The sequence below is a fragment of the Bradyrhizobium sp. SK17 genome (assembly GCF_002831585.1).
GTDB lineage: Bacteria > Pseudomonadota > Alphaproteobacteria > Rhizobiales > Xanthobacteraceae > Bradyrhizobium.
Window position 1 is genome coordinate 1,531,439 of record NZ_CP025113.1, and the last position, 23,395, is coordinate 1,554,833.

Genomic DNA, 23,395 nt, shown 5'->3' on the forward strand with positions numbered 1-23,395 from the left:
ACCCATTGGCACAATTCACGGCTTGCAATTTGCCGCGCACTAGGGCCGTAAGGTGGGCTCATGCTGTCCACCTCACCCAATTCGTTCCTCGAACACTATAAGGCCCTGGTCGCCTCCGGCGCGATCGAGGCCGATCCCGCGCAGGCCGTCGCCGCCGATGCGTTCGGCGCGCTGGACGAGCGGCTCGCGAGCTACAAGCCGCAGCGCAAGCAGAGCCTGCTCGGGCGGCTGTTCGGCGGCGACAAGGACGACAAGCCGCCGCGCGGGCTCTATGTCCATGGCGAGGTCGGTCGCGGCAAGACCATGCTGATGGACCTGTTCTTCCAGCAGAGCCCGGTCGAGCACAAGCGCCGCGCGCATTTCCATGAATTCATGGCCGAGGTGCATGAGCGCATCTATGGCTACCGCCAGCAGATCGCGCGTGGCGAGATCGCCGACGGCGACGTGATCGCGCTCACCGCGCAGGCGATCTTCGACGAAGCCTGGCTGCTCTGTTTCGACGAATTCCACGTCACCGACATCGCGGATGCGATGATCCTCGGGCGGCTGTTCGCAAAACTGTTCGATCTCGGCACCGTCGTGGTCGCGACCTCCAACGTCGCGCCGGAGGATCTCTACAAGGGCGGCCTCAATCGCGCGCTGTTCCTGCCGTTCATCGCGCAGATCTCCGACCATATGGATGTGTTGCGGCTCGATGCACGCACCGATTTCCGGCTGGAGAAGTTGTTCGGCGTCAAGATGTGGCTGGTGCCGGCGGATGCAGCCGCCGATGCCGAGCTCGATGCGGCCTGGCGCAAGATGACCGGCAACGCGCTCTGCAAATCGCGCGACATCGCGATCAAGGGGCGCGTGCTGCACGTGCCGTGCTGCTCGCACGGCGTCGCGCGCTTCAGCTTTGCGGAGCTCTGCGAGAAGCCGCTTGCCGCGTCGGATTACCTGAGGCTCGCGCACGACTATCACACGATCCTGGTCGACCACATTCCGGTGATGGACTACGCCGAGCGCAACGCTGCCAAGCGTTTCATCTCGCTGATCGACACGCTCTATGACAACGCCGTGAAGCTGATGGCCTCGGCCGCGGCCGATCCGGTGTCGCTGTACCTTGCGGAGGACGGCATCGAGGCGATGGAGTTCAAGCGCACGTCCTCGCGTCTGATCGAAATGAGCTCGGAATCCTATCTGGCGCTGCCGCACGGGCGCAAGGATTCCTCCGCAAGCGGCGCGACGACCGGCCTTGTCGAGACCTGAGCGCGGATTGACGTCAGCCTTGGATTCAGCCTCGAATTCAGTCTTGCGCGCGGCCCGGTTCGGAGCAATTTTTCGTGTCCCGACGGCGGACGCTGCTGGCATGCCTGATCGAATTCAAGGCAGGCCCGGCAATCCGCCGGGGCGGCGACTTGAATGGATCATTCGAAAGGGATAACCACCCTTGCAACCGACTTCCCTCCCTCCTGCACCAAGTTCAAAGGACTGATTTCCCATGGCACGCGACAAGATTGCACTGATTGGCTCCGGACAGATCGGCGGAACGCTGGCGCACCTCGTTGGCCTCAAGGAACTCGGAGACGTCGTGCTGTTCGATATCGCCGAGGGCGTGCCGCAGGGCAAAGCGCTCGACATCGCGCAGTCGTCGCCGGTCGACGGCTTCGACTCCAACCTGGTCGGCGCCAATTCCTATGAAGCGCTCGACGGCGCCAAGGTCTGCATCGTCACCGCGGGCGTGCCGCGCAAGCCCGGCATGAGCCGCGACGATCTCTTGTCGATCAACCTCAAGGTCATGGAGCAGGTCGGCGCCGGCATCAAGAAGTACGCCCCCGACGCCTTCGTCATCTGCATCACCAACCCGCTGGATGCGATGGTCTGGGCGCTGCAGAAGGCTTCGGGCCTGCCGCACAAGAAGGTGGTCGGCATGGCCGGCGTGCTCGACTCGGCGCGCTTCCGCTACTTCCTGGCCGACGAATTCAACGTCTCGGTCGAGGATGTCACCGCCTTCGTGCTCGGCGGCCACGGCGACACCATGGTGCCGCTGACCCGCTACTCGACTGTTGCCGGCATCCCGCTGCCCGACCTGGTCAAGATGGGCTGGACCTCGCAGGCTCGCATCGACGAGATCGTCGACCGCACCCGCAATGGTGGTGCCGAGATCGTCAACCTGCTGAAGACCGGCTCGGCCTTCTATGCGCCGGCCGCGTCGGCGATCGCGATGGCCGAGAGCTACCTGAAGGACAAGAAGCGCGTGCTGCCCTGCGCCGCCTATCTCAACGGCGAATATGGCGTGAAGGACATGTATGTCGGCGTGCCCACCGTGATCGGCTCCAAGGGTGTCGAGCGCGTCGTCGAGATCGAGCTGGCCGGCAAGGACCGCGAAGCCTTCGACAAGTCGGTCGGCGCGGTGCAGGGTCTGGTCGACGCCTGCAAGAAGATCGCGCCCGATCTGCTCGGCAAGTAATCTCATTCGGCAATCACCCGATAGGCGGTTTCGATCGCCTGTCGGGTGCAAGATGATGAAATTCCGACGGATTTTGTAGTTGCGCGAGCTTTGGTATATGGTATGCCAGCCTTCAAGGCTGACGTGAAGTTCGCCGCACGAGGGTTTGGGAGCGACTTTCCATGAATATCCATGAATACCAGGCCAAGGCGCTGCTGCATGAATTCGGCGTGCCGATCTCGCGCGGCGTCGCGGTGTTGAAGGCTGAAGACGCCGACGCGGCGGCCAAGCAGCTGCCCGGCCCGATCTGGGTGGTGAAGAGCCAGATCCATGCCGGCGGCCGCGGCAAGGGCAAGTTCAAGGAAGCCTCCGCCGGCGACAAGGGCGGTGTCCGGATCGCCAAGTCGGTCGCCGAAGTCGACGAGTTCGCCAAGCAGATGCTCGGCGCGACGCTGGTCACGGTGCAGACCGGCCCGCACGGCAAGCAGGTCAACCGCCTCTACATCGAGGAAGGCTCCGACATCGACAAGGAGTTCTATCTCTCGATCCTGGTCAATCGCGAGACCTCGGAGATTTCCTTCGTGGTGTCGACCGAAGGCGGCGTCAACATCGAGGACGTGGCGCATTCGACCCCCGAGAAGATCGTCTCCTTCTCGGTCGATCCAGCCACCGGCATCATGCCGCATCACGGCCGCACCGTCGCCGAGGCGCTGAAGCTGAAGGGCGATCTCGCCAAGCAGGCCGAGAAGCTGACCGCCCAGCTCTACGCGGCGTTCGCCGCCAAGGACATGGCGATGCTCGAGATCAACCCGCTCGTCGTCACCAAGCAGGGCCAGCTCCGCGTGCTCGACGCCAAGGTCTCGTTCGACAGCAACGCGCTCTACCGTCATCCGGACGTGGTCGCGCTGCGCGACGAGACCGAGGAAGACGCCAAGGAGATCGAGGCGTCGAAATATGATCTCAACTACGTCACGCTTGACGGCAATATCGGCTGCATGGTCAACGGCGCCGGCCTTGCCATGGCGACGATGGACATCATCAAGCTCTACGGCATGGCGCCGGCCAACTTCCTCGACGTCGGCGGCGGGGCCAGCGTGGAGAAGGTCGCGGCCGCGTTCAAGATCATCACCGCCGATCCGAACGTGAAGGGCATCCTGGTCAACATCTTCGGCGGCATCATGAAGTGCGACGTGATCGCCGAGGGTGTGGTCGCGGCGGTGAAGCAGGTCGGCCTCAAGGTGCCGCTGGTGGTGCGCCTCGAAGGCACCAATGTCGAGCAGGGCAAGAAGATCATCCGCGAGAGCGGCCTCAACGTCGTGCCCGCCGACAATCTCGACGATGCCGCGCAGAAGATCGTGAAAGCCGTCAAGGGAGGCTAACGATGGCCGATCATCTCGACGCTCCGACACCGCTGGAAGAGCACCGCAAGCTCGCGGTTTTCGCCGGCGAGTGGAGCGGCGAAGAGATGGTCTATCCGTCGCGCTGGACCGCCGGCGGTGCGGCCACCTCGCATGTCGTTGCGCGCATCGCGCTCAACGGCTTCTACCTGATCCAGGACAGCGTGCAGACCCGCGACGGCAAGGAAAGCTTCGCCACCCACGGCGTCTTCACCTACGACCGCGACGACCGGGCCTACAAACTGTTCTGGCACGATTCGCTCGGCTACTACCCGCCGTCGCCGGCCTCCGGCGGCTGGGCGGGCAAGTCGCTGGTCCTGGTGCGCGGCTCGCTGCGCGGCAATGCGCGTCACGTCTACGAGGTCGTCGACGACAACACCTACAGCATGAAGATCCAATTCTCGCCTGACGCGGAAGGCTGGGCCGATGTGCTCACCGGCGTGTACCGGCGTGTTCACTGAAACCATTCGCGAAAGCATCCCATGTCCATTCTGATCGACAAGAACACCAAGGTCATCTGCCAGGGCTTCACCGGCAAGAACGGCACCTTCCATTCGGAAGCGGCGATCGCTTACGGCACCAAGATGGTCGGCGGCGTGGCGCCGGGCAAAGGCGGCTCGACCCATCTCAATCTGCCGGTGTTCGACACCGTCGCCGAGGCGCGGCAGAAGACCGGCGCCGATGCCAGCGTGGTCTATGTGCCGCCGCCGGGCGCGGCGGATGCGATCTGCGAGGCGATCGATGCCGAGATCCCGCTGATCGTCTGCATCACCGAAGGCATTCCGGTGCTCGACATGGTGCGCGTCAAGCGTTCGCTGTCGGGTTCGAAGTCGCGGCTGATCGGGCCGAACTGCCCGGGCGTGATGACCGCCGGCGAGTGCAAGATCGGCATCATGCCGGCCAACATCTTCAAGCCCGGCTCGGTCGGCATCGTCTCGCGCTCCGGCACCCTGACCTATGAGGCGGTGTTCCAGACCACCCAGGAGGGCCTCGGCCAGACCACCGCGGTCGGCATTGGCGGCGACCCGGTCAAGGGCACCGAATTCATCGACGTGCTGGAGATGTTCCTGGCCGACGAGAACACCAAGTCGATCGTCATGATCGGCGAGATCGGCGGTTCCGCCGAGGAAGACGCCGCCCAGTTCCTCAAGGACGAGGCCAAGCGCGGCCGCAAGAAGCCGATGGTTGGTTTCATTGCCGGTGTCACCGCACCTCCCGGCCGTCGCATGGGCCATGCCGGTGCGATCATCGCAGGCGGCAAGGGCGACGCCGGTTCCAAGACCGCGGCGATGGAGTCCGCCGGGATCAAGGTGTCGCCGTCGCCGGCACGGCTCGGGCATACGCTCGCCGAGATGCTGAAGTAACCGCCTCCGAACGGAGCTTGCGGCGTATTTGGGTTGTTTTCCGGCGGTTCCCGTTCCGGGAACCGCTTTTGTCGGCCGATGTCAGTGTTCAACGCGCCGATCATTAAATTTTGAATTCAAATTCATTTCATAGTTCTTTTAGGCAGGAATATCCGTCCTAGATAGGGTAAAGGATATCGATCCAGCCGGCGCTCTTCCCAGACCGGCACTTGCGCCGTCTCCTGCGCGCGAACCGAAAAAATCACCAGGACTGCCCCATGTCTCGCCAAGACGCGAACGCTGCTTTTGCTCTCTCCTCATTCCTGCAGGGCACCAACGCCGCCTATATCGACGACCTGTACGCCCGCTACGAGCAGGACCCGTCGTCGGTCGACGCGGAATGGCAGGATTTCTTCAAGAGCCTGAAGGACGCCCCGGCCGACGTCCAGAAGAACGCCGAGGGCGCCTCCTGGGGACGCGACAACTGGCCGCTGACGCCGCGCGACGAACTGACCTCGGCGCTGGACGGCAACTGGGCCCAGGTCGAGAAGGCGGTCGGCAGCAAGCTCGCGGCCAAGGCGCAGGCCAAGGGTGCCGCGCTCTCCGACGCCGACGTGCATCAGGCCACCCGCGATTCGGTTCGCGCGCTGATGCTGATCCGCGCCTACCGCATGCGCGGCCATTTCCACGCCAAGCTCGACCCGCTCGGCATCGAGGCGCCGCGCGACCGCGAGGAGCTCGATCCACGCTCCTACGGCTTCACCGAGGCCGACTTCGACCGCAAGATCTTCCTCGACCATGTGCTCGGCCTCGAATACGGCACGCTGCGCGAGATCGTCCAGATCTGCGAGCGCACCTACTGCCAGACGCTCGGCGTCGAGTTCATGCACATCTCCAACGCCGCGCAGAAGGCATGGATCCAGGAGCGCATCGAGGGGCCGGACAAGGAGATCAGCTTCACGCCCGAGGGTCGCCGCGCGATCCTCAGGAAGTTGATCGAAGCCGACGGCTTCGAGAAGTTCTGCGATACCAAGTTCACCGGCACCAAGCGCTTCGGCCTCGACGGTGGTGAATCGCTGATTCCGGCGCTGGAACAGATCATCAAGCGCGGCGGCAATCTCGGCGTGAAGGAGATCATCGTCGGCATGCCGCATCGTGGCCGCCTCAACGTGCTGACTCAGGTGATGGGCAAGCCGCACCGCGCGCTGTTCCACGAGTTCAAGGGCGGTTCGGCCAACCCCGACTCGGTCGAAGGCTCCGGCGACGTCAAGTATCACCTCGGTGCCTCATCGGACCGCGAGTTCGACGGCAACAGCATCCATCTGTCGCTGACCGCAAACCCGTCGCATCTCGAGATCGTCGATCCCGTCGTGCTCGGCAAGGTGCGCGCCAAGCAGGATCAGCACGGTGATCCGCCTGACATGCGCATCTCGGTGCTGCCGCTCCTGATGCATGGCGATGCGGCGTTCGCGGGGCAGGGCGTGGTGGCGGAGTGCTTCAGTCTGTCCGACCTGAAGGGCTATCGCACCGGCGGCTCGCTGCATTTCATCGTCAACAACCAGATCGGCTTCACCACCTATCCGCGCTACTCGCGTTCGTCGCCGTATCCGTCCGACGTGGCGAAGATGATCGATGCGCCGATCTTCCACGTCAATGGCGACGATCCGGAAGCCGTGGTGTTCGCGGCCAAGGTTGCGATCGAGTTCCGGCAGAAATTCCACAAGCCGGTCGTGATCGACATGTTCTGCTACCGTCGCCACGGCCACAATGAGGGCGACGAGCCGGCGTTCACCCAGCCGGTGATGTACAAGAAGATCGCCTCGCACCCGACCACGCTGGAAATCTACGCCAAGCGGCTGGTCGCCGACGGCGTGATGACCGAGGGTGAGGTCGAGAAGGCCAAGGCCGACTGGCGCGCGCGGCTCGATGCCGAGTTCGAGGCCGGCGCCGGCTACAAGCCGAACAAGGCGGACTGGCTCGACGGCAAATGGGCCGGCTTCAAGATCGCCGACCAGGAAGAGGACGCCCGCCGCGGCGTCACCGGCGTCGATGTCGCCGTGCTCAAGGAGATCGGCCGCAAGATCACCAAGGTGCCGGACGGCTTCCATGTCCATCGCACCATCCAGCGCTTCCTCGACAACCGCGCCAAGGCGATCGACAGCGGCGTCGGCATCGACTGGGCAACCGGCGAGGCGCTGGCGTTCTGCACGCTGTTGCAGGAAGGCCATCACGTGCGCCTGTCCGGGCAGGATTCCGAACGCGGTACGTTCTCGCAGCGCCACTCGGTCCTGATCGATCAGGAGGACGAGAGCCGCTACACCCCGTTCAACCATCTCGGCGGCAACGACACCGGCCATTACGAGGTCATCAACTCGCTGCTGTCGGAAGAGGCGGTGCTCGGCTTCGAATACGGCTACTCGCTGGCCGAGCCGAATGCGCTGGCGCTCTGGGAAGCGCAGTTCGGCGACTTCGCCAACGGCGCCCAGGTGGTGTTCGACCAGTTCATCTCCTCGGGCGAACGCAAATGGCTGCGCATGTCCGGCCTGGTCTGCCTGCTGCCGCACGGCTACGAAGGGCAGGGACCCGAGCACTCCTCCGCGCGCCTCGAGCGCTATTTGCAGATGTGCGCCGAGGACAACATGCAGGTGGTCAATCCGACCACGCCGGCGAACTACTTCCACGTGCTGCGGCGTCAGCTGCATCGCGAAATCCGCAAGCCGCTGATCCTGATGACGCCGAAGTCGCTGTTGCGTCACAAGCGCGCGGTGTCGCGGCTCGACGAGCTCGGCAAGAACGCCACCTTCCACCGCATCCTGTACGATGACGCGCAGATGCTGCCGGACGAGAAGATCAAGCTGGTGCCGGACGACAAGATCCGTCGCGTCGTGCTGTGCTCCGGCAAGGTCTATTACGACCTGTACGAGGAGCGCGAGAAGCGCGGCGTCGACGACATCTACCTGCTGCGCATCGAGCAGCTCTATCCGGTGCCGCTGAAGGCGCTGGTGCAGGAGCTCGGCCGCTTCAAGGGGGCCGAGGTGGTCTGGTGCCAGGAAGAGCCGCGCAACATGGGTTCCTGGCACTTCATCGAGCCCTATCTCGAATGGGTGCTGAACCAGATCAACGCTGCCAACAAGCGTCCGCGCTATGCCGGCCGGCCGGCTTCGGCAGCGACCGCCACCGGTTTGATGTCGAAACATCTCGCGCAGCTCAAGGCGCTGCTCGATGACGCACTGAACTAACGATCTTCACCAACACCATGCCCCGCCTTGTGCGCAATTGCGCACCGGAGCGGGGCATCCGGTATCCCGCGTCATCCAGCAGAATGGCTGTCGTCACGGAGTACCGGATCGTTCGCTTTGGCGGATGGTGGCAGCCAAGTTCTACGACCGCACATTTTGCGACCGCAAGGCTATCGAGGAAAAGACCATGACTGAAATTCGCGTTCCAACGCTCGGCGAATCCGTGACCGAGGCCACCATCGGCCGCTGGTTCAAGAAGGCCGGTGAAGCGGTAGCGGTGGACGAGCCGTTGGTGGAACTGGAGACCGACAAGGTCACCATCGAGGTGCCCGCGCCGGTCGCCGGCACCCTCGGCGAGATCATCGCCAAGGACGGCGAGACCGTTGCCGTCGGCGCGCTGCTCGGCCAGATCAATGACGGCGCCGTCGCGGCCAAGCCCGCTGCTGCCGCTGCTCCGGCCAAGGCCGCCGCGCCTGCGCCCGCCGCGGCCCCGGCTCCGGCCGCCGCTGCGCCGAAGGCGCCCCCGGCGGATGCGCCGCTCGCCCCGTCGGTGCGCAAGCTGTCCGCCGAGAGCGGCGTCGATGCCTCCACCGTTCCGGGCTCCGGCAAGGACGGCCGCGTCACCAAGGGCGACATGCTGGCCGCGATCGAGAAGGCCGCCTCGGCGCCGACCCCGGTCAACCAGCCGGCCGCCGCCGTGCAGGTCCGTGCGCCGTCGCCGGCCGATGACGCCGCGCGCGAGGAGCGGGTGAAGATGACCCGGCTGCGCCAGACCATCGCGCGCCGCCTCAAGGACGTGCAGAACACCGCCGCGATGCTGACCACCTTCAACGAGGTCGACATGACCGAGGTGATGAAGCTGCGCGCGCTCTACAAGGATACGTTCGAGAAGAAGCACGGCTCGAAGCTCGGCTTCATGGGCTTCTTCACCAAGGCGGTCGTGCAGGGGCTGAAGGACATTCCGGCTGTCAACGCCGAGATCGACGGCTCCGACCTGATCTACAAGAACTACTATCACATCGGCGTCGCGGTCGGCACCGATCGCGGCCTGGTGGTTCCTGTCGTCCGCGACTGCGACCACAAGTCGATCGCCGAGATCGAGAAGGGAATCGCCGACTTCGGTCGCCGCGCCCGCGACGGTCAGCTCAAGATCGACGAGATGCAAGGCGGCACCTTCACCATCACCAATGGCGGCATCTACGGCTCGTTGATGTCGACGCCGATCCTCAACGCGCCGCAGTCCGGCATCCTCGGCATGCACAAGATCCAGGAGCGGCCGATGGTGGTCGGCGGCAAGATCGAGGTGCGCCCGATGATGTATCTGGCGCTGTCCTACGATCACCGCGTGATCGACGGCAAGGAAGCGGTCACCTTCCTGGTCCGCGTCAAGGAAAGCCTGGAGGATCCGGCCCGCCTGGTGCTGGATCTCTAAGATCGTCTCGCGTGCGGCGCCCGATCGGTTCGGGCGCCGCGATCCATTGGGCACTCACGTTTGGGGATCGATGTGACGGACAAGGTCGTTGTCATCACCGGCGGCAGCCGCGGCATCGGCCGCGCCACTGCATTGGCTGCTGCGGCACGCGGCTATCGTGTCGTCGTCGGCTACGCCACCAACCAGGCCGCGGCGGATGAAGTCGTTTCCTCGATCGAGGCCAAGAACGGCAAGGCGATCGCGGTGAAATGCGACGTCGGCAGCGAGGCGGACATCCTCGCGCTGTTCAAGGCCGCCGATGGCTTCGGCACGCTCGGCGCGCTGGTCAACAATGCCGGCATCGTCGGCAAGAGCGGCGTCCGCGTCGACGAGATGTCGGCGGAGCGCATCCAGCAGATGATGGCGGTCAATGTCACCGGCAGCATCCTGTGCGCGCGCGAGGCGGTGAAGCGCATGTCGACCAAACACGGCGGCAAGGGCGGCGTCATCGTCAATTTGTCCTCGGTCGCGGCCAAGCTCGGCGCGCCCAACACCTATGTCGACTATGCAGCCTCCAAGGGGGCGATCGATTCCTTCACCGTCGGCCTCGGCTACGAAGTCGCCAATGAAGGCATCCGCGTCGCCGGCATTCGCCCCGGCCTGATCGACACTGATATTCACGCCGCGGGCGGCGAGCCCGATCGCGCGCATCGGCTGGCCCATATGGTGCCGATGAAGCGCGTCGGCACCGCGGATGAAATCGCCAACGCCATCGTCTGGCTGATCTCGGACGAGGCCTCCTACGTCACCAGCGCGATCCTCGACGTGTCGGGCGGTCGCTAACCGCTGTTCCAGTTTCTAGCTACAGGACCTCAATCATGGCTTCTTACGATCTTGTCGTCATCGGTACCGGACCCGGCGGTTACGTCTGCGCGATCCGCGCGGCGCAACTCGGCATGAAGGTCGCCGTGGTCGAGAAGAACGCGACGCTGGGCGGCACCTGCCTCAACGTCGGCTGCATGCCGTCGAAGGCGCTGCTGCACGCTTCCGAGATGTTCGAGGAAGCCGGACACTCCTTCGCCAAGATGGGCGTCAGCGTCTCGGCGCCGAAGCTCGATCTGCCGGCGATGATGAACTTCAAGCAGCAAGGCATCGACGGCAACGTCAAGGGCGTCGAGTTCCTGATGAAGAAGAACAAGATCGACGTGCTCAAGGGCACCGGCAAGATCCTTGGCGCCGGCAAGGTCGAGGTCACCGGCGACGGCAAGACCGAGACCGTCGAGACCAAGAACATCGTAATCGCCACCGGCTCGGACATCGCGCGCCTGAAGGGCATCGAGATCGACGAGAAGCGCATCGTGTCGTCGACCGGCGCGCTGTCGCTGGACAAGGTGCCGGGCAGCCTGCTGATCGTCGGCGCCGGCGTGATCGGGCTCGAGCTCGGCTCGGTCTGGCATCGCCTCGGTGCCAAGGTCACCGTCGTCGAATTCCTCGACCGCATCCTGCCCGGCATGGACGGCGAGGTCGCCAAGCAATTCCAGCGCATCCTGGAGAAGCAGGGTTTTGCCTTCAAGCTCGGCGCCAAGGTCACCTCGGTCGACACGTCCGGCAAGACGTTGCAGGCCAAGGTCGAGCCGGCTGCCGGCGGCGCTGCTGAAACCATCGAAGCCGACGTGGTGCTCGTGTGTATCGGCCGCGTGCCCTACACCGAGGGCCTCGGGCTGAAGGAAGCCGGCGTCGCGCTCGACAACCGCGGTCGCGTCGAGATCGATTCGCACTTCTCGACCAGTGTGAAGGGCATCTATGCGATCGGTGACGTCGTCGCCGGTCCGATGCTGGCGCACAAAGCGGAAGACGAAGGCGTCGCCTGTGCGGAGATCATCGCGGGCCAGGCCGGCCACGTGAACTACGACGTCATTCCAGGCGTTGTGTATACCACGCCGGAAGTGTCGTCGGTCGGCAAGACCGAGGAAGACCTCAAGCAGGCGGGCGTCGCCTACACCGTCGGCAAATTTCCGTTCACCGCGAACGGCCGCTCCAAGGTCAACCAGACCACTGACGGTTTTGTGAAGGTTCTCGCAGATGCGAAGACCGATCGGGTGCTCGGCGTCCACATCGTCGGCATCGAGGCCGGCGAAATGATCCATGAAGCCTGCGTTCTGATGGAATTCGGTGGTTCAGCGGAAGATCTGGCGCGCACCTGCCACGCCCATCCGACCCGTTCGGAGGCGATAAAGGAAGCCGCGCTTGCGGTCGGCAAGCGCGCCATCCATATGTGATCGAACGTCCGGCGCGAGCCGGGCTGTAGCATGATCCGGAAGAGTGCGAAGCGGTTTCCCGGAAGGATCATGCTCAAACCAGGAGCTGAAGCGCGATGATTCAACCCGGTCTCATCGCGCTTTAGGATCACAGTGATGTTGCGCCGCCTGCTTCAGCCGGTCTGGGTCCTGCTTGCGATCATCTTCCTGATCGAGGCCTGGCTATGGGACCATGTCGAGCCGATCGTGGCGCGCGTGGTGGCGTGGATTCCGCTGCGCGCGCTCAAGCAATGGCTTGCCGACCGGGTCGATGCGCTGTCACCGGCGATGACCCTGATCGTGTTCGTGGTGCCGCTGATCCCGCTGTTTCCGCTCAAGCTGGTCGGGCTCTGGCTATTGGCCAACCAGTACTGGTTCAGCGCGGTGTCGCTGATCCTGTTCGCCAAGATCGTCGGTGTCGGCGTCACCGCGTTCCTGTTCGACGTCACCCGGTCGAAATTGCTGGAGATGCCGTGGTTCGAGGCACTCTATAATTTCGTCGTGGCGCTGCGCGCCAAGGCCACCGCACTGGTCGAGCCGGTCAAGCGGCGCGTCCTCGACATGATCCGTGGCGACGGCGACAGCTGGTCGGCGCGCACGCTGCGCCTGATCGCCCGCTTCCGCAAAAGCGTGCATCAGACCAGCAAGGTGCTTTAGGCAGCCCTGTCGCTCTCGTCATCCTGACAGGATGTGAAGCTTTGTCCTCATCCACCGCTGTCGTCGCCCGGCTCGACCGGGCGATCCAGTACGCCGCGGCCTGTCGGCTCAAGCACGACCGCCTCTGGAATACTGGATCACCCGCATGCGCGGCTGATGACACTGAGCAAGCCAAATTCCGCGACCCTGGCAGGGTGACGGAGGTAAAGCGAAGCCTCGCCTCAATGCAGATGCAGCAAATGCGGCTGCAACAGGCCAAGCAACGTCATCGCGATGCCGGCGAGCGTCACCAAGCCGGACACCCAGGCGAGCGCCGCGATCCCGGTGATGATGGTCGCGGACGCCAGCACGATGGCGATCTGGAAGGCCGCGGACGCCAGCTCGAAGTGATGATACTTCGCGGTGGCCTCGTCGCGCTCGTGCTCGGCGTGCTTGGCACGTTCGGCGAGTTGCTCCGAACCCTCGCCGGTGTCCGGCTCCGAGCGGTAGCGCGCCGCGGTCTTCTGCCAGTCGTCGATCTGCTTCTGGAGCGCGGCCTTGGCCGCCTCGTCGGTGGTGGTGGCGAGGTTCAGCTTGCCCTGTTCGGCCGCGGTCTGCACCGCGGTGCGGCGGATGCTCTTGGCCTGGAAGAAGGCCCAGAGGTTGGACGCCTCGACATTCTTGCTGATCGATTCGGTCTGGGCGCCCTTGCCGAGCGTTTCGGACAACGCCAGGCACAGGGCGATCACCGCGATCAGGAGCGCGATCTTCTTGTTCTCGCCCGAGGCATGCTCGGCATGCTCAGCGTGCTCCATACTTTCATGTGCGCTCATGATTCCCCCTCCGGATGAGACCGCGCCACGATTGCCGAATGCAGCGCACAAGGCAAGGGGCGGAGGGTTTATGGCAGCCGTATGAAGATGAACGGCGCCTTACTTTAAACGCAGATACGGGCGTTCAGCCGCGCGGGTGCGCGGAGCGATAGACCTCGAGCAGGCGCTCGCTGTCGATGCCGGTGTAGATCTGCGTGGTCGACAGCGAGGCGTGGCCGAGCAATTCCTGGATCGCGCGCAGGTCGCCGCCGCGGCTCAAGAGATGCGTGGCGAAGGAGTGCCGCAACGCATGCGGCGTCGCGCTGTCGGGCAGGCCGAGCGCGCCACGCAGCCGCTCCATGGTGAGCTGGATGATGCGTGGGCTCAAGGGGCCGCCACGCGCGCCGACGAACATCGGTCCGGTCGGGCTGAGCTGATGCGGGCAGATCGCCGCGTAGTCGGCGATCAGTTGCAGCACGTTTTGCAGCACCGGCACCATGCGGGTCTTGTTGCCCTTGCCGGTGACGACCAGCACGTCGCCTTCGCCCGGCTTCGGCACGTCGCGGCGCTTCAGCCCGAGCGCCTCGGAGATGCGCAGGCCCGAACCATAGAGCAGCGCCATCACGGCGGCGTCGCGCACCAGGATCCAGGTCTCGCGCTCCTCGCCGGCGCGCTCGTCGGCGTCGGCGAAACGCCTCGCCGCCTCGACATGGATCGGCTTCGGCAGGCTCTTGGCGATCTTCGGCGCGCGGATCGCCGAGAGTGCGCCGACCTTGCCCTTGCCCTCGCGCTCCAGGAAGCGTCCGAACGAGCGCAGCCCGGCCAGCGCCCGCATCAGCGATCGCCCGCCGATCTCGTCCGCGCGCCGCATCGCCATGAAGGCTCTGACGTCGCTCGCCTCGAGCGCGGAAAATGCCGCAAGCGTCACCCGTGCGCCCCAGTGCTCGGCGAGGAACGCCAGGCACTGCCGCACGTCGCGGGAATAGGCCTCGAGCGTCTTCGGCGACAGCCGCCGCTCGGCGCGCAGATGCGACAGCCAACGCGTCATCTCCTGCGTCACCGTCGTATCGGCGCAGTCGAGTGCGAGCGGTGCAATGGGCTGATCGGTCCGGGCCATCTCAAGGGCTATTGGCGCTGCGATTCTCCTGATTATATCGCACTGCCTTCGTTTACTGTTCGCTAAGACCGCGAAGCAGTGCTAGTCCGCCGCAAAGTTTGATTCAATGGACCATCCCACGCGCCCCAACCCAGCCTCGGTATCGACGTCAGGAATCGTCGATGTGCTGGTGCCTGTGGCGCTGAACCAGACCTATTCCTACCGCGTGCCGCGCGGCATGGCGCTTGCGCCGGGCGACGTGATCTCTGTTCCGCTCGGGCCGCGCGAGGTGGTCGCGGTGGTGTGGGCCGAGAATGCCCGGCCCGATCCGCGGTTGCATAACCGGCTCAAGGACGTCAGCGAGAAGCTCGATGTTCCGCCGCTCCGGGCGGAGCTGCGCCAACTGGTCGACTGGGTCTCCAACTACACGCTGTCAGCGCGCGGCATGGTGCTGCGGATGACGCTGCGGATGGGCGAGAACCTCGGGCCGGAGCGGATGCGGCTCGGCGTGCGCCTGGTCGGGGAGCCGCCGCGGCGGCTGACGCCGGCGCGCCAGCGCGTGATCGAGGTGCTGTCGGACCGCCTGCTGCATGGCAAGTCGGAGGCGGCGCGCGAGGCCGGCGTCAGCTCCGGCGTGATCGATGGCCTGGTCGACGAGGGCACGCTGACGGTCGAGGTGATGCCGCCGCCGGCCGCGCCGCCGGTGCCGGATCCCGCCTTTGCGCAGCCGGATTTCTCGCGCGAGCAGCGCAGCGCGGTCGACATGCTGCGGACGCTGGCGGCGAGCGGCAGCTTTCACGTCGCGCTGCTCGACGGCGTCACCGGCTCCGGCAAGACCGAGGTCTATTTCGAGGCGATCGCCGAGAATATCCGCCGCGGCAAGCAGACGCTGATCCTGATGCCGGAAATCGCGCTGACCGGCCAATTCCTGGACCGCTTCGCGCAGCGCTTCGGCGTGCGGCCGCTGGAATGGCACTCGGAGCTGACGCCGCGCACCCGTGCGCGCAACTGGGCCGCGATCTCGGAAGGCAAGGCACCGGTCGTGGTCGGCGCCCGCTCGGCGCTGTTCCTGCCCTATGCCGATCTCGGCCTGATCATCGTCGATGAGGAACACGACCAGGCCTACAAGCAGGAGGACGGCGCGCATTATCACGCGCGCGACATGGCGGTGGTCCGCGCCCATATTGCCAAGATCCCGATCGTGCTGGCGTCGGCGACGCCGTCGGTCGAGAGCGAGGTCAATGCGCGCAAGGGGCGCTACCAGCGCGTCGCACTGCCGTCGCGGTTCGGCGGCCAGCACATGCCGCATATCGAGGCGATCGACATGCGGCGCGCGCCGCCGCCGCGCGGGCGGTTCATCTCGCCGGTTCTGGCCGAGCAGATTCGCCACGCGATCGAGCGCCGCGAGCAGGCGCTGTTGTTCCTCAACCGCCGCGGCTATGCGCCGCTGACGCTGTGCCGCGCCTGCGGCCACCGCTTTGCCTGCACGATCTGCGACGCCTGGCTGGTCGACCATCGCTTTCGCCAGCGGCTGGTCTGTCATCATTGCGGCTTCTCGATGCCGCGCCCGAACATCTGCCCGCACTGCGCGGCCGAGGAATCGCTGGTCGCGGTCGGTCCCGGCGTCGAGCGATTGCAGGAGGAGGCCGCGAGCATTTTCCCCGAGGCCCGTACCATGGTGCTGTCGAGTGACCTCATCACCTCGATCGAGACCATGCGCAGCGAGCTCAACGAGATCGCCGAGGGGCGCGTCGATATCATCATCGGCACCCAACTGGTGGCGAAGGGGCACAATTTCCCGCGGCTCAACCTGGTCGGCGTCATCGATGCCGATCTCGGCCTGAGCAACGGCGATCCGCGCGCTGCCGAGCGCACGTTCCAGCTCCTGAACCAGGTGGTTGGCCGCGCCGGGCGCGAGCAGGGCCGCGGCGTCGGCTATCTGCAAACCCACCAGCCGGAGCATCCGGTCATCAAGGCCCTGATCGCGAACGACCGCGAGGCGTTCTACGCCAGCGAGATCGAGATCCGCGAGCGCACCGGCTATCCGCCGTTCGGCCGGCTGGCGAGCCTGATCGTCTCCGCCGGCGACCGTCCGACGGCGGAGGGCTTTGCGCGCAAGCTCGCCGCGGTGGCGCCGCTCGACGAGCGGATCCAGGTGCTCGGCCCCGCCGAGGCGCCGCTTGCCGTCATCAAAGGCCGCTACCGCTTCCGCCTGCTGGTGAAGTCGCTGCGCAATGTCGACTTGTCACAATATCTGCGCGACTGGCTGGCGGCGGGTCCCAAGACCAAGGGCAATCTGAAGCTCGAGGTCGACGTCGATCCGCAGAGCTTTTTGTAGTTGTCTGGCCCCGTCCTTCCGAGCGCGCGCTTCGCGCGCCCCGGAAAGACGAAAAGAAAAAGCCTGCCGTCATTGGCGACGGCAGGCTTTCTGGCGCGAGGCGGGCCTCGCAGCCGTTACGCAACGCAACGCTTACTAAAGCTTTAGGAAACGACCTCGGCGGTGACACGGCCGACGCCGCGACCGGTCAGGCCGATGGCGCGGGCTGCGCCGGTGGAGAGGTCGAGCACGCGGCCGCGGATGAACGGGCCACGATCGTTGATGGTGACGACGACGCTGCGGCCGCCATGGGTGACGCGCAGCTTGGTGCCGAACGGCAGCGAGCGGTGGGCGGCGGTCATGGCGTTCTGGTTGAAGCGCTGGCCGGAAGCGGTGCGGCTGCCCGACTCATTGCCGTAGAAGGAGGCCATCCCCGAGAACGTGTGGCCGCCGGACGGCTGGATCGATGCATTGGCGTCGCGCCAGGACGAACCTTCGGCGCGGGCGTGGTGATGATGGTGGTGGCAATGATGATGGTGCCTGGACTTCGCGGACGCCTCCGTCACGCTGCCCCCGACCAGGATAGTTGCGGCGACAAACGCGAGCGCCGTACGCGAGCGGGTTACATTGCCCGCCGCCTTCTTGATATTCAGCATTGATAAGACCCTCAGACAGTATTGCCACGAGCGTGGCAAGTGGAACCCCCGTCCCTTCGTTGACCAAGGCCGTTTGATTTCGCAATGAGGCACGAATTGGGCAGTAAATCCCAATTGTCTCGCGCTGAAATATCTTGTTACCGCTTCAGGCTATTCACCCGCGATTCTTAAATCTTGTCCGTTAACCACTCTTTAACGATATCTATACTCACGAATACTGATTAGCGAGGCTGCGGTAAGTTTTCGGTAAGTATTCGCCAAATGGAGCGGCCGGGCCGTCCCGGGTTCCTTGCATTCGCGGCCATGGGCCCATGCAGATTCCGATGGAACAAATTCGGGTCGGCGAGAATGGAGGCCGTTGTGCCGAATTTCCGCGCCTCGAATTTTTCGCCTCGGTCGCTCCCTGAGCGCCCGCAACGGTCGCCAAAAAGCGCATGCGACAAGGCGGCTCTCACGATGCCGTCATGTTGCACCTGCGCGATTGCTATGTTAGCAAAGCCGCGATTTTAACGATCCCGGCACGTCCTGTGCCGGTCGAAAATCGAAGTCCCGCTTGAATTCCAAGGGCTTGGATCGCTAGGCGCTGCTTTGGTGGCGACGGTTTTTCCCTTGCGAATTTGACAGCAAAAAAGAGCGAGCTCGTGGCTGCTGAAGATCCGTCCGTTTCGGGAGTTTCCGGTCGTTATGCAACGGCCCTGTTCGAGTTGGCGCGCGACGAGAATTCCGTCGACCAGGTGAGGGGCGATCTCGACAAATTCGAGGCCATCCTCAACGACAGTGCCGACCTCAAGCGCCTGGTGCGCAGCCCGGTGTTCGCCGCCGACATCCAGCTCAAGGCGCTGAGCGCGGTGCTCGACAAGGCCGGCATCGCCGGCACCACGGCCAAGTTTCTCAAGGTGCTGACCGCCAACCGCCGGCTGTTCGCGGTATCCGATGTGATCCGCGCCTATCGCGCGCTGGTGGCGAAGTTCAAGGGCGAGGCGACTGCCGAAGTCACCGTCGCCGAGCAGCTCAATGACAAGAATCTCGACGCGCTGAAGGCCGCACTGAAATCGGTGACGGGCAAGGACGTCGCGCTCAACGTGAAGGTCGATCCTTCCATCATCGGTGGCCTGGTGGTCAAACTCGGCAGCCGCATGGTGGATAGCTCGCTTCGCACCAAACTCAATTCGATCAAGAACGCGATGAAAGAGGCAGGCTGATGGACATCCGCGCCGCAGAAATTTCTGCGATCCTCAAGGACCAGATCAAGAATTTCGGCCAGGAAGCCGAGGTCACCGAAGTTGGCCAGGTGTTGTCGGTCGGTGACGGTATCGCCCGCGTCTACGGTCTCGACAACGTTCAGGCCGGTGAAATGGTCGAGTTCGAGAACGGCACCCGCGGCATGGCGCTCAACCTCGAAACCGACAACGTCGGTATCGTGATTTTCGGCGCCGACCGCGAGATCAAGGAAGGCCAGACCGTCAAGCGCACCCGCGCCATCGTGGACGCGCCGGTCGGCAAGGGTCTGCTCGGCCGCGTCGTCGACGCGCTCGGCAATCCGATCGACGGCAAGGGCCCGATCCAGGCGACTGAGCGCAAGCGCGTCGACGTCAAGGCGCCCGGCATCATTCCGCGCAAGTCGGTGAACGAGCCGATGGCCACCGGCCTCAAGGCGATCGACGCGCTGATCCCGATCGGCCGTGGCCAGCGCGAGCTGATCATCGGTGACCGTCAGACCGGCAAGACCGCGATCGCGCTCGACACCATCCTGAACCAGAAGCCGCTCAACGCCCAGCCGGACGAGAGCCAGAAGCTGTACTGCGTCTACGTCGCGGTCGGTCAGAAGCGCTCCACCGTTGCGCAGTTCGTCAAGGTGCTCGAAGAGCAGGGCGCGCTGGAATACTCGATCGTCGTTGCCGCGACCGCGTCCGATCCGGCGCCGATGCAGTACATCGCGCCGTTCACCGGCTGCACGATGGGCGAATACTTCCGCGACAACGGCATGCACGCCGTGATCATCTATGACGATCTTTCCAAGCAGGCCGTCGCCTACCGCCAGATGTCGCTGCTGCTGCGCCGCCCGCCGGGCCGCGAAGCCTATCCGGGCGACGTGTTCTATCTGCACTCCCGCCTGCTCGAGCGCGCCGCCAAGCTCGGCAAGGACCATGGTTTGGGCTCGCTGACGGCGCTGCCGGTCATTGAAACCCAGGCCAACGACGTGTCGGCCTACATCCCGACCAACGTGATTTCGATCACCGACGGCCAGATCTTCCTGGAGACCGATCTGTTCTTCCAGGGCATCCGTCCCGCTGTGAACGTCGGTCTGTCGGTGTCGCGCGTCGGCTCCTCGGCGCAGACCAAGGCCACCAAGAAGGTCGCCGGCAAGATCAAGGGCGAGCTCGCGCAGTACCGCGAAATGGCGGCGTTCGCGCAGTTCGGCTCCGACCTCGACGCCTCGACCCAGCGCCTGCTGAACCGCGGCTCGCGCCTGACCGAGCTCTTGAAGCAGCCGCAGTTCTCGCCGCTGAAGATGGAAGAGCAGGTCTGCGTGATCTGGGCCGGCACCAACGGCTATCTCGATGCGCTTCCGCTCAACAAGGTGAAGGCCTTCGAGGATGGCCTGCTGTCGCTGCTGCGCGGCAAGCACGCCGAGATCCTCAACGCGATCCGCGACAGCCGCGACCTGTCCGACGACAGTGCCGCCAAGCTGAAGGCGGCGGTCGACGGCTTCGCCAAGACGTTTGCATAACGAATGGGGCGCCGCCCGGCTCGACCGCCGGGCGTGACGAACGGAGGCTTGCGATCTGACCATCATGGTCGGATCGCCGGGGTGAACGAAGAATGGCGTCACTAAAAGACATGCGGGTCCGCATCGCCTCGACCAAGGCGACGCAGAAGATCACCAAGGCCATGCAGATGGTCGCAGCCTCCAAGCTGCGCCGCGCGCAGAACGCCGCCGAGGCGGCGCGGCCCTATGCCACCAAGATGGATGCGGTGATTTCCAACATCGCCGCCGCGGCCAACGGCTCGCCCGGCGCGCCTGCGCTGCTCGCGGGCACCGGCAAGGACCAGGTCCATCTGCTGCTGGTCTGCACCGGCGAGCGCGGCCTGTCGGGTGCCTTCAACTCCGCCATCGTGCGCCTGGCGCGCGAGCGGGCGCAGTCGCTGTTGGCGCAGGGCAAGGACGTCAAGTTCTTCTGCGTCGGCCGCAAGGGCTACGAGCAATTGCGGCGGACGTTCGAGAGCCGGATCGTCGAGCACCTCGACCTGCGTTCGGTGCGGCAGATCGGCTTCGTCCATGCCGAGGACATCGCCAAGAAGGTGCTGGCGCGGTTCGAAGCCGGCGAGTTCGACGTCTGCACGCTGTTCTATTCGCGCTTCCAGTCGGTGATCGCGCAGATCCCGACCGCGCAGCAGATCATCCCGCTCGAAGTGGCCGCGCCCGCCGCCAACGCGGCTCCGTCCACGTCTTATGAGTACGAGCCGGAAGAAGACCAGATTCTCGGCACCCTGCTGCCGCGCAACCTTGCGGTGCAGATCTTCCGCGCGCTGCTGGAAAACAACGCCTCGTTCTATGGCGCGCAGATGAGCGCGATGGACAGCGCGACGCGCAACGCGGGCGAAATGATCCGCAAGCAAACCCTGATTTACAACCGGACCCGTCAGGCCCAGATCACGAAGGAGCTGATTGAAATCATCTCCGGCGCTGAGGCGGTCTAAGGCAGATTTCGAAGGAGAACAGTCCATGGCTACAGCAGCCAACCAGATCGGTCGCGTTACCCAGGTCACGGGCGCCGTGGTCGACGTGCAGTTCGAAGGCCACCTTCCGGCGATTCTGAACGCGCTCGAGACCAAGAACGGCGGTAACCGCCTGGTGCTCGAAGTCGCACAGCATCTCGGCGAATCGACCGTCCGCACCATCGCGATGGACATCACCGAAGGTCTGGTGCGTGGCCAGGAAGTCACCGACACCGGCGAGCCGATCCGGGTGCCGGTCGGCGAGGGCACCCTCGGCCGCATCATCAACGTCATCGGCGAGCCGATCGACGAAGCCGGTCCGATCAAGTCCGACGGCCTGCGCCCCATCCACCAGGAAGCGCCGAGCTACACCGACCAGTCCACCGAGGCTGAAATTCTCGTCACCGGCATCAAGGTCGTCGACCTGCTCGCTCCGTACGCCAAGGGCGGCAAGATCGGCCTGTTCGGCGGCGCCGGCGTCGGCAAGACCGTGCTGATCCAGGAGCTGATCAACAACGTCGCGAAGGCGCACGGCGGTTACTCGGTGTTCGCCGGCGTCGGCGAGCGCACCCGTGAAGGCAACGACCTCTATCACGAGTTCATCGAATCCAAGGTCAACGCCGATCCGCACAATCCGGATCCGAGCGTGAAGTCGAAGTGCGCGCTGGTGTTCGGCCAGATGAACGAGCCGCCGGGCGCCCGCGCCCGCGTCGGCCTGACCGGCCTGACGGTCGCCGAGCACTTCCGCGACCAGGGCCAGGACGTGCTGTTCTTCGTCGACAACATCTTCCGCTTCACCCAGGCGGGTTCGGAAGTGTCGGCGCTGCTCGGCCGTATTCCTTCGGCCGTGGGTTATCAGCCGACGCTCGCCACCGACATGGGCGCGCTGCAAGAGCGCATCACCACCACCCAGAAGGGCTCGATCACTTCGGTGCAGGCGATCTACGTGCCGGCCGACGACTTGACCGACCCGGCGCCCGCCACCTCGTTCGCGCACTTGGACGCCACCACGGTGCTGTCGCGCGCGATCTCGGAAAAGGGCATCTATCCGGCGGTGGACCCGCTCGACTCGACCTCGCGCATGCTCTCCGCGCTGGTGGTCGGTGAAGAGCACTACAACACCGCGCGCCTCGTCCAGCAGATCCTCCAGCGCTACAAGTCGTTGCAGGACATCATCGCCATTCTCGGCATGGACGAATTGTCGGAGGAGGACAAGCTGACGGTGGCCCGCGCCCGCAAGGTCGAGCGCTTCCTGTCGCAGCCGTTCCACGTCGCCGAAATCTTCACCGGCTCGCCGGGCAAGTTCGTCGACCTCGCCGACACCATCAAGGGCTTCCGCGATCTCTGCCAGGGCAAGTACGATCACCTGCCGGAAGCCGCGTTCTACATGGTCGGCACCATCGAAGAAGCCGTCGAGAAGGGCAAGAAGCTCGCCGCCGAGGCGGCCTGAGCTTCGAGATGTCGTCATCGCCGGACCTGATCCGGCGATCCATCGCACCAGCAGTAGTTTGACTGATGGACCCGCGGGTCGAGCCCGCGGGTGACAGCGCAAAGAACGGAAAGACCATGGCCACCTTCCACTTCGATCTCGTCTCTCCCGAAAAGCTCGCCTTCTCCGGCGAGGTTGATCAGGTTGACGTCCCCGGCGTGGAGGGTGATTTCGGCGTGCTCGCCGGACACGCGCCGGTCGTCGCCACGATTCGTCCGGGTATCCTGACGATCACGGCTGCCGGCAAGAAGGAGAAGGTGATCGTGCTCGGCGGTCTCGCCGAAGTGTCGGACAAGGGCCTCACCGTGCTCGCCGACGTCGCGACCGCGCTGGCCGAACTCGATCGTGCCAAGTTCGCCGAGACGATCAGCGAGATGCAGGAAAAGCTCTCCGAGAAGGAGGGCTCCGAGCTCGACCACGCGATCGAGCGGCTCGACCACTTCAAGAGCATCCAGCACGAGCTCAACGCCACGGCCATGCACTAAGGCGCGGTTGCCGACCCGCGATCGCGCCTTTGCCGGGTGAGCCGGCAGCCCTCGTGAAATAGCTCACAC

The 23,395-nt window shown here is 64.8% G+C and carries 19 protein-coding genes; 16 read left to right on the forward strand and 3 right to left on the reverse strand.

Features of this window, described 5'->3' with window-relative positions; all coding sequences use genetic code 11:
* The first annotated feature begins 60 nt into the window (after positions 1-60).
* From zapE to CWS35_RS07195, 10 genes are all read left to right on the forward strand, one after another.
* Positions 61-1,248: a cell division protein ZapE gene (gene zapE, locus CWS35_RS07150; protein WP_100951510.1), complete on the forward strand. Its 1,188-nt coding sequence runs from the start codon at positions 61-63 to the stop codon at positions 1,246-1,248.
* Positions 1,249-1,480: 232 nt separating this feature from the next.
* Positions 1,481-2,449: a malate dehydrogenase gene (gene mdh, locus CWS35_RS07155; protein WP_021078790.1), complete on the forward strand. Its 969-nt coding sequence runs from the start codon at positions 1,481-1,483 to the stop codon at positions 2,447-2,449.
* A 161-nt stretch (positions 2,450-2,610) separates the two neighbouring features.
* Complete coding sequence (sucC, locus tag CWS35_RS07160) at positions 2,611-3,807, forward strand: ADP-forming succinate--CoA ligase subunit beta (RefSeq protein WP_024583255.1); 1,197 nt, start codon at positions 2,611-2,613, stop codon at positions 3,805-3,807.
* A gap of 2 nt (positions 3,808-3,809) precedes the next feature.
* The gene (locus CWS35_RS07165; protein ID WP_100951511.1) at positions 3,810-4,286 is read left to right on the forward strand and encodes a DUF1579 family protein; all 477 of its coding nucleotides are present in this window, start codon (positions 3,810-3,812) and stop codon (positions 4,284-4,286) included.
* Positions 4,287-4,307: 21 nt separating this feature from the next.
* Positions 4,308-5,189 carry a succinate--CoA ligase subunit alpha gene (sucD, locus tag CWS35_RS07170; RefSeq protein ID WP_024583257.1) on the forward strand — a complete coding sequence of 294 codons (882 nt, stop codon included), beginning with the start codon at positions 4,308-4,310 and terminating at the stop codon, positions 5,187-5,189.
* A 257-nt stretch (positions 5,190-5,446) separates the two neighbouring features.
* A complete protein-coding gene (locus CWS35_RS07175) occupies positions 5,447-8,407 on the forward strand; it encodes a 2-oxoglutarate dehydrogenase E1 component (RefSeq protein WP_024583258.1) in 2,961 nt (986 codons plus the stop codon).
* A gap of 187 nt (positions 8,408-8,594) precedes the next feature.
* On the forward strand, positions 8,595-9,839 hold the full coding sequence (gene odhB / locus CWS35_RS07180; RefSeq protein ID WP_024583259.1) for a 2-oxoglutarate dehydrogenase complex dihydrolipoyllysine-residue succinyltransferase: 1,245 nt from the start codon (positions 8,595-8,597) through the stop codon (positions 9,837-9,839).
* Between the two features lie 72 nt (positions 9,840-9,911).
* The gene (locus CWS35_RS07185; protein ID WP_024583260.1) at positions 9,912-10,661 is read left to right on the forward strand and encodes an SDR family oxidoreductase; all 750 of its coding nucleotides are present in this window, start codon (positions 9,912-9,914) and stop codon (positions 10,659-10,661) included.
* A 35-nt stretch (positions 10,662-10,696) separates the two neighbouring features.
* The gene (lpdA, locus tag CWS35_RS07190) at positions 10,697-12,097 is read left to right on the forward strand and encodes a dihydrolipoyl dehydrogenase (RefSeq protein ID WP_024583261.1); all 1,401 of its coding nucleotides are present in this window, start codon (positions 10,697-10,699) and stop codon (positions 12,095-12,097) included.
* A 135-nt stretch (positions 12,098-12,232) separates the two neighbouring features.
* A complete protein-coding gene (locus tag CWS35_RS07195) occupies positions 12,233-12,772 on the forward strand; it encodes a hypothetical protein (RefSeq protein WP_024583262.1) in 540 nt (179 codons plus the stop codon).
* Positions 12,773-12,993: 221 nt separating this feature from the next.
* On the opposite strand, the gene CWS35_RS07200 is transcribed toward CWS35_RS07195, so the two are convergent.
* Both CWS35_RS07200 and CWS35_RS07205 read right to left on the reverse strand, forming a co-directional pair.
* Positions 12,994-13,584 carry a DUF4337 domain-containing protein gene (locus tag CWS35_RS07200; RefSeq protein WP_024583263.1) on the reverse strand — a complete coding sequence of 197 codons (591 nt, stop codon included), beginning with the start codon at positions 13,582-13,584 and terminating at the stop codon, positions 12,994-12,996.
* Between the two features lie 124 nt (positions 13,585-13,708).
* A complete protein-coding gene (locus CWS35_RS07205; RefSeq protein WP_100951512.1) occupies positions 13,709-14,680 on the reverse strand; it encodes a tyrosine recombinase XerC in 972 nt (323 codons plus the stop codon).
* A gap of 106 nt (positions 14,681-14,786) precedes the next feature.
* On the opposite strand from CWS35_RS07205, the gene CWS35_RS07210 reads away from it, so the two are divergent.
* Positions 14,787-16,997 (forward strand): primosomal protein N', encoded by a 2,211-nt coding sequence (locus CWS35_RS07210; RefSeq protein WP_100951513.1) that lies wholly within the window; start codon positions 14,787-14,789, stop codon positions 16,995-16,997.
* 143 nt (positions 16,998-17,140) lie between these two features.
* Here CWS35_RS07210 and CWS35_RS07215 read toward each other — a convergent pair whose 3' ends face one another.
* Complete coding sequence (locus CWS35_RS07215) at positions 17,141-17,632, reverse strand: septal ring lytic transglycosylase RlpA family protein (protein WP_100951514.1); 492 nt, start codon at positions 17,630-17,632, stop codon at positions 17,141-17,143.
* 641 nt (positions 17,633-18,273) lie between these two features.
* Between CWS35_RS07215 and CWS35_RS07220 the strand changes: the two genes are divergently transcribed.
* From CWS35_RS07220 to CWS35_RS07240, 5 genes are all read left to right on the forward strand, one after another.
* Positions 18,274-18,834, forward strand: coding sequence for a F0F1 ATP synthase subunit delta (locus tag CWS35_RS07220; protein WP_024583267.1), 561 nt, complete (start codon positions 18,274-18,276; stop codon positions 18,832-18,834).
* Positions 18,834-20,363, forward strand: a complete 1,530-nt coding sequence (gene atpA, locus CWS35_RS07225; protein WP_024583268.1) for a F0F1 ATP synthase subunit alpha — start codon at positions 18,834-18,836, stop codon at positions 20,361-20,363. The genes CWS35_RS07220 and atpA overlap by 1 nt, the downstream gene beginning before the upstream one ends.
* 92 nt (positions 20,364-20,455) lie before the next feature.
* Positions 20,456-21,334 (forward strand): F0F1 ATP synthase subunit gamma, encoded by an 879-nt coding sequence (locus CWS35_RS07230; RefSeq protein ID WP_100951515.1) that lies wholly within the window; start codon positions 20,456-20,458, stop codon positions 21,332-21,334.
* A 25-nt stretch (positions 21,335-21,359) separates the two neighbouring features.
* The gene (atpD, locus tag CWS35_RS07235) at positions 21,360-22,802 is read left to right on the forward strand and encodes a F0F1 ATP synthase subunit beta (RefSeq protein ID WP_024583270.1); all 1,443 of its coding nucleotides are present in this window, start codon (positions 21,360-21,362) and stop codon (positions 22,800-22,802) included.
* Between the two features lie 116 nt (positions 22,803-22,918).
* Entirely contained in the window at positions 22,919-23,326 is a 408-nt protein-coding gene (locus CWS35_RS07240; RefSeq protein ID WP_024583271.1) for a F0F1 ATP synthase subunit epsilon, read from the forward strand.
* Positions 23,327-23,395: the final 69 nt, after the last annotated feature.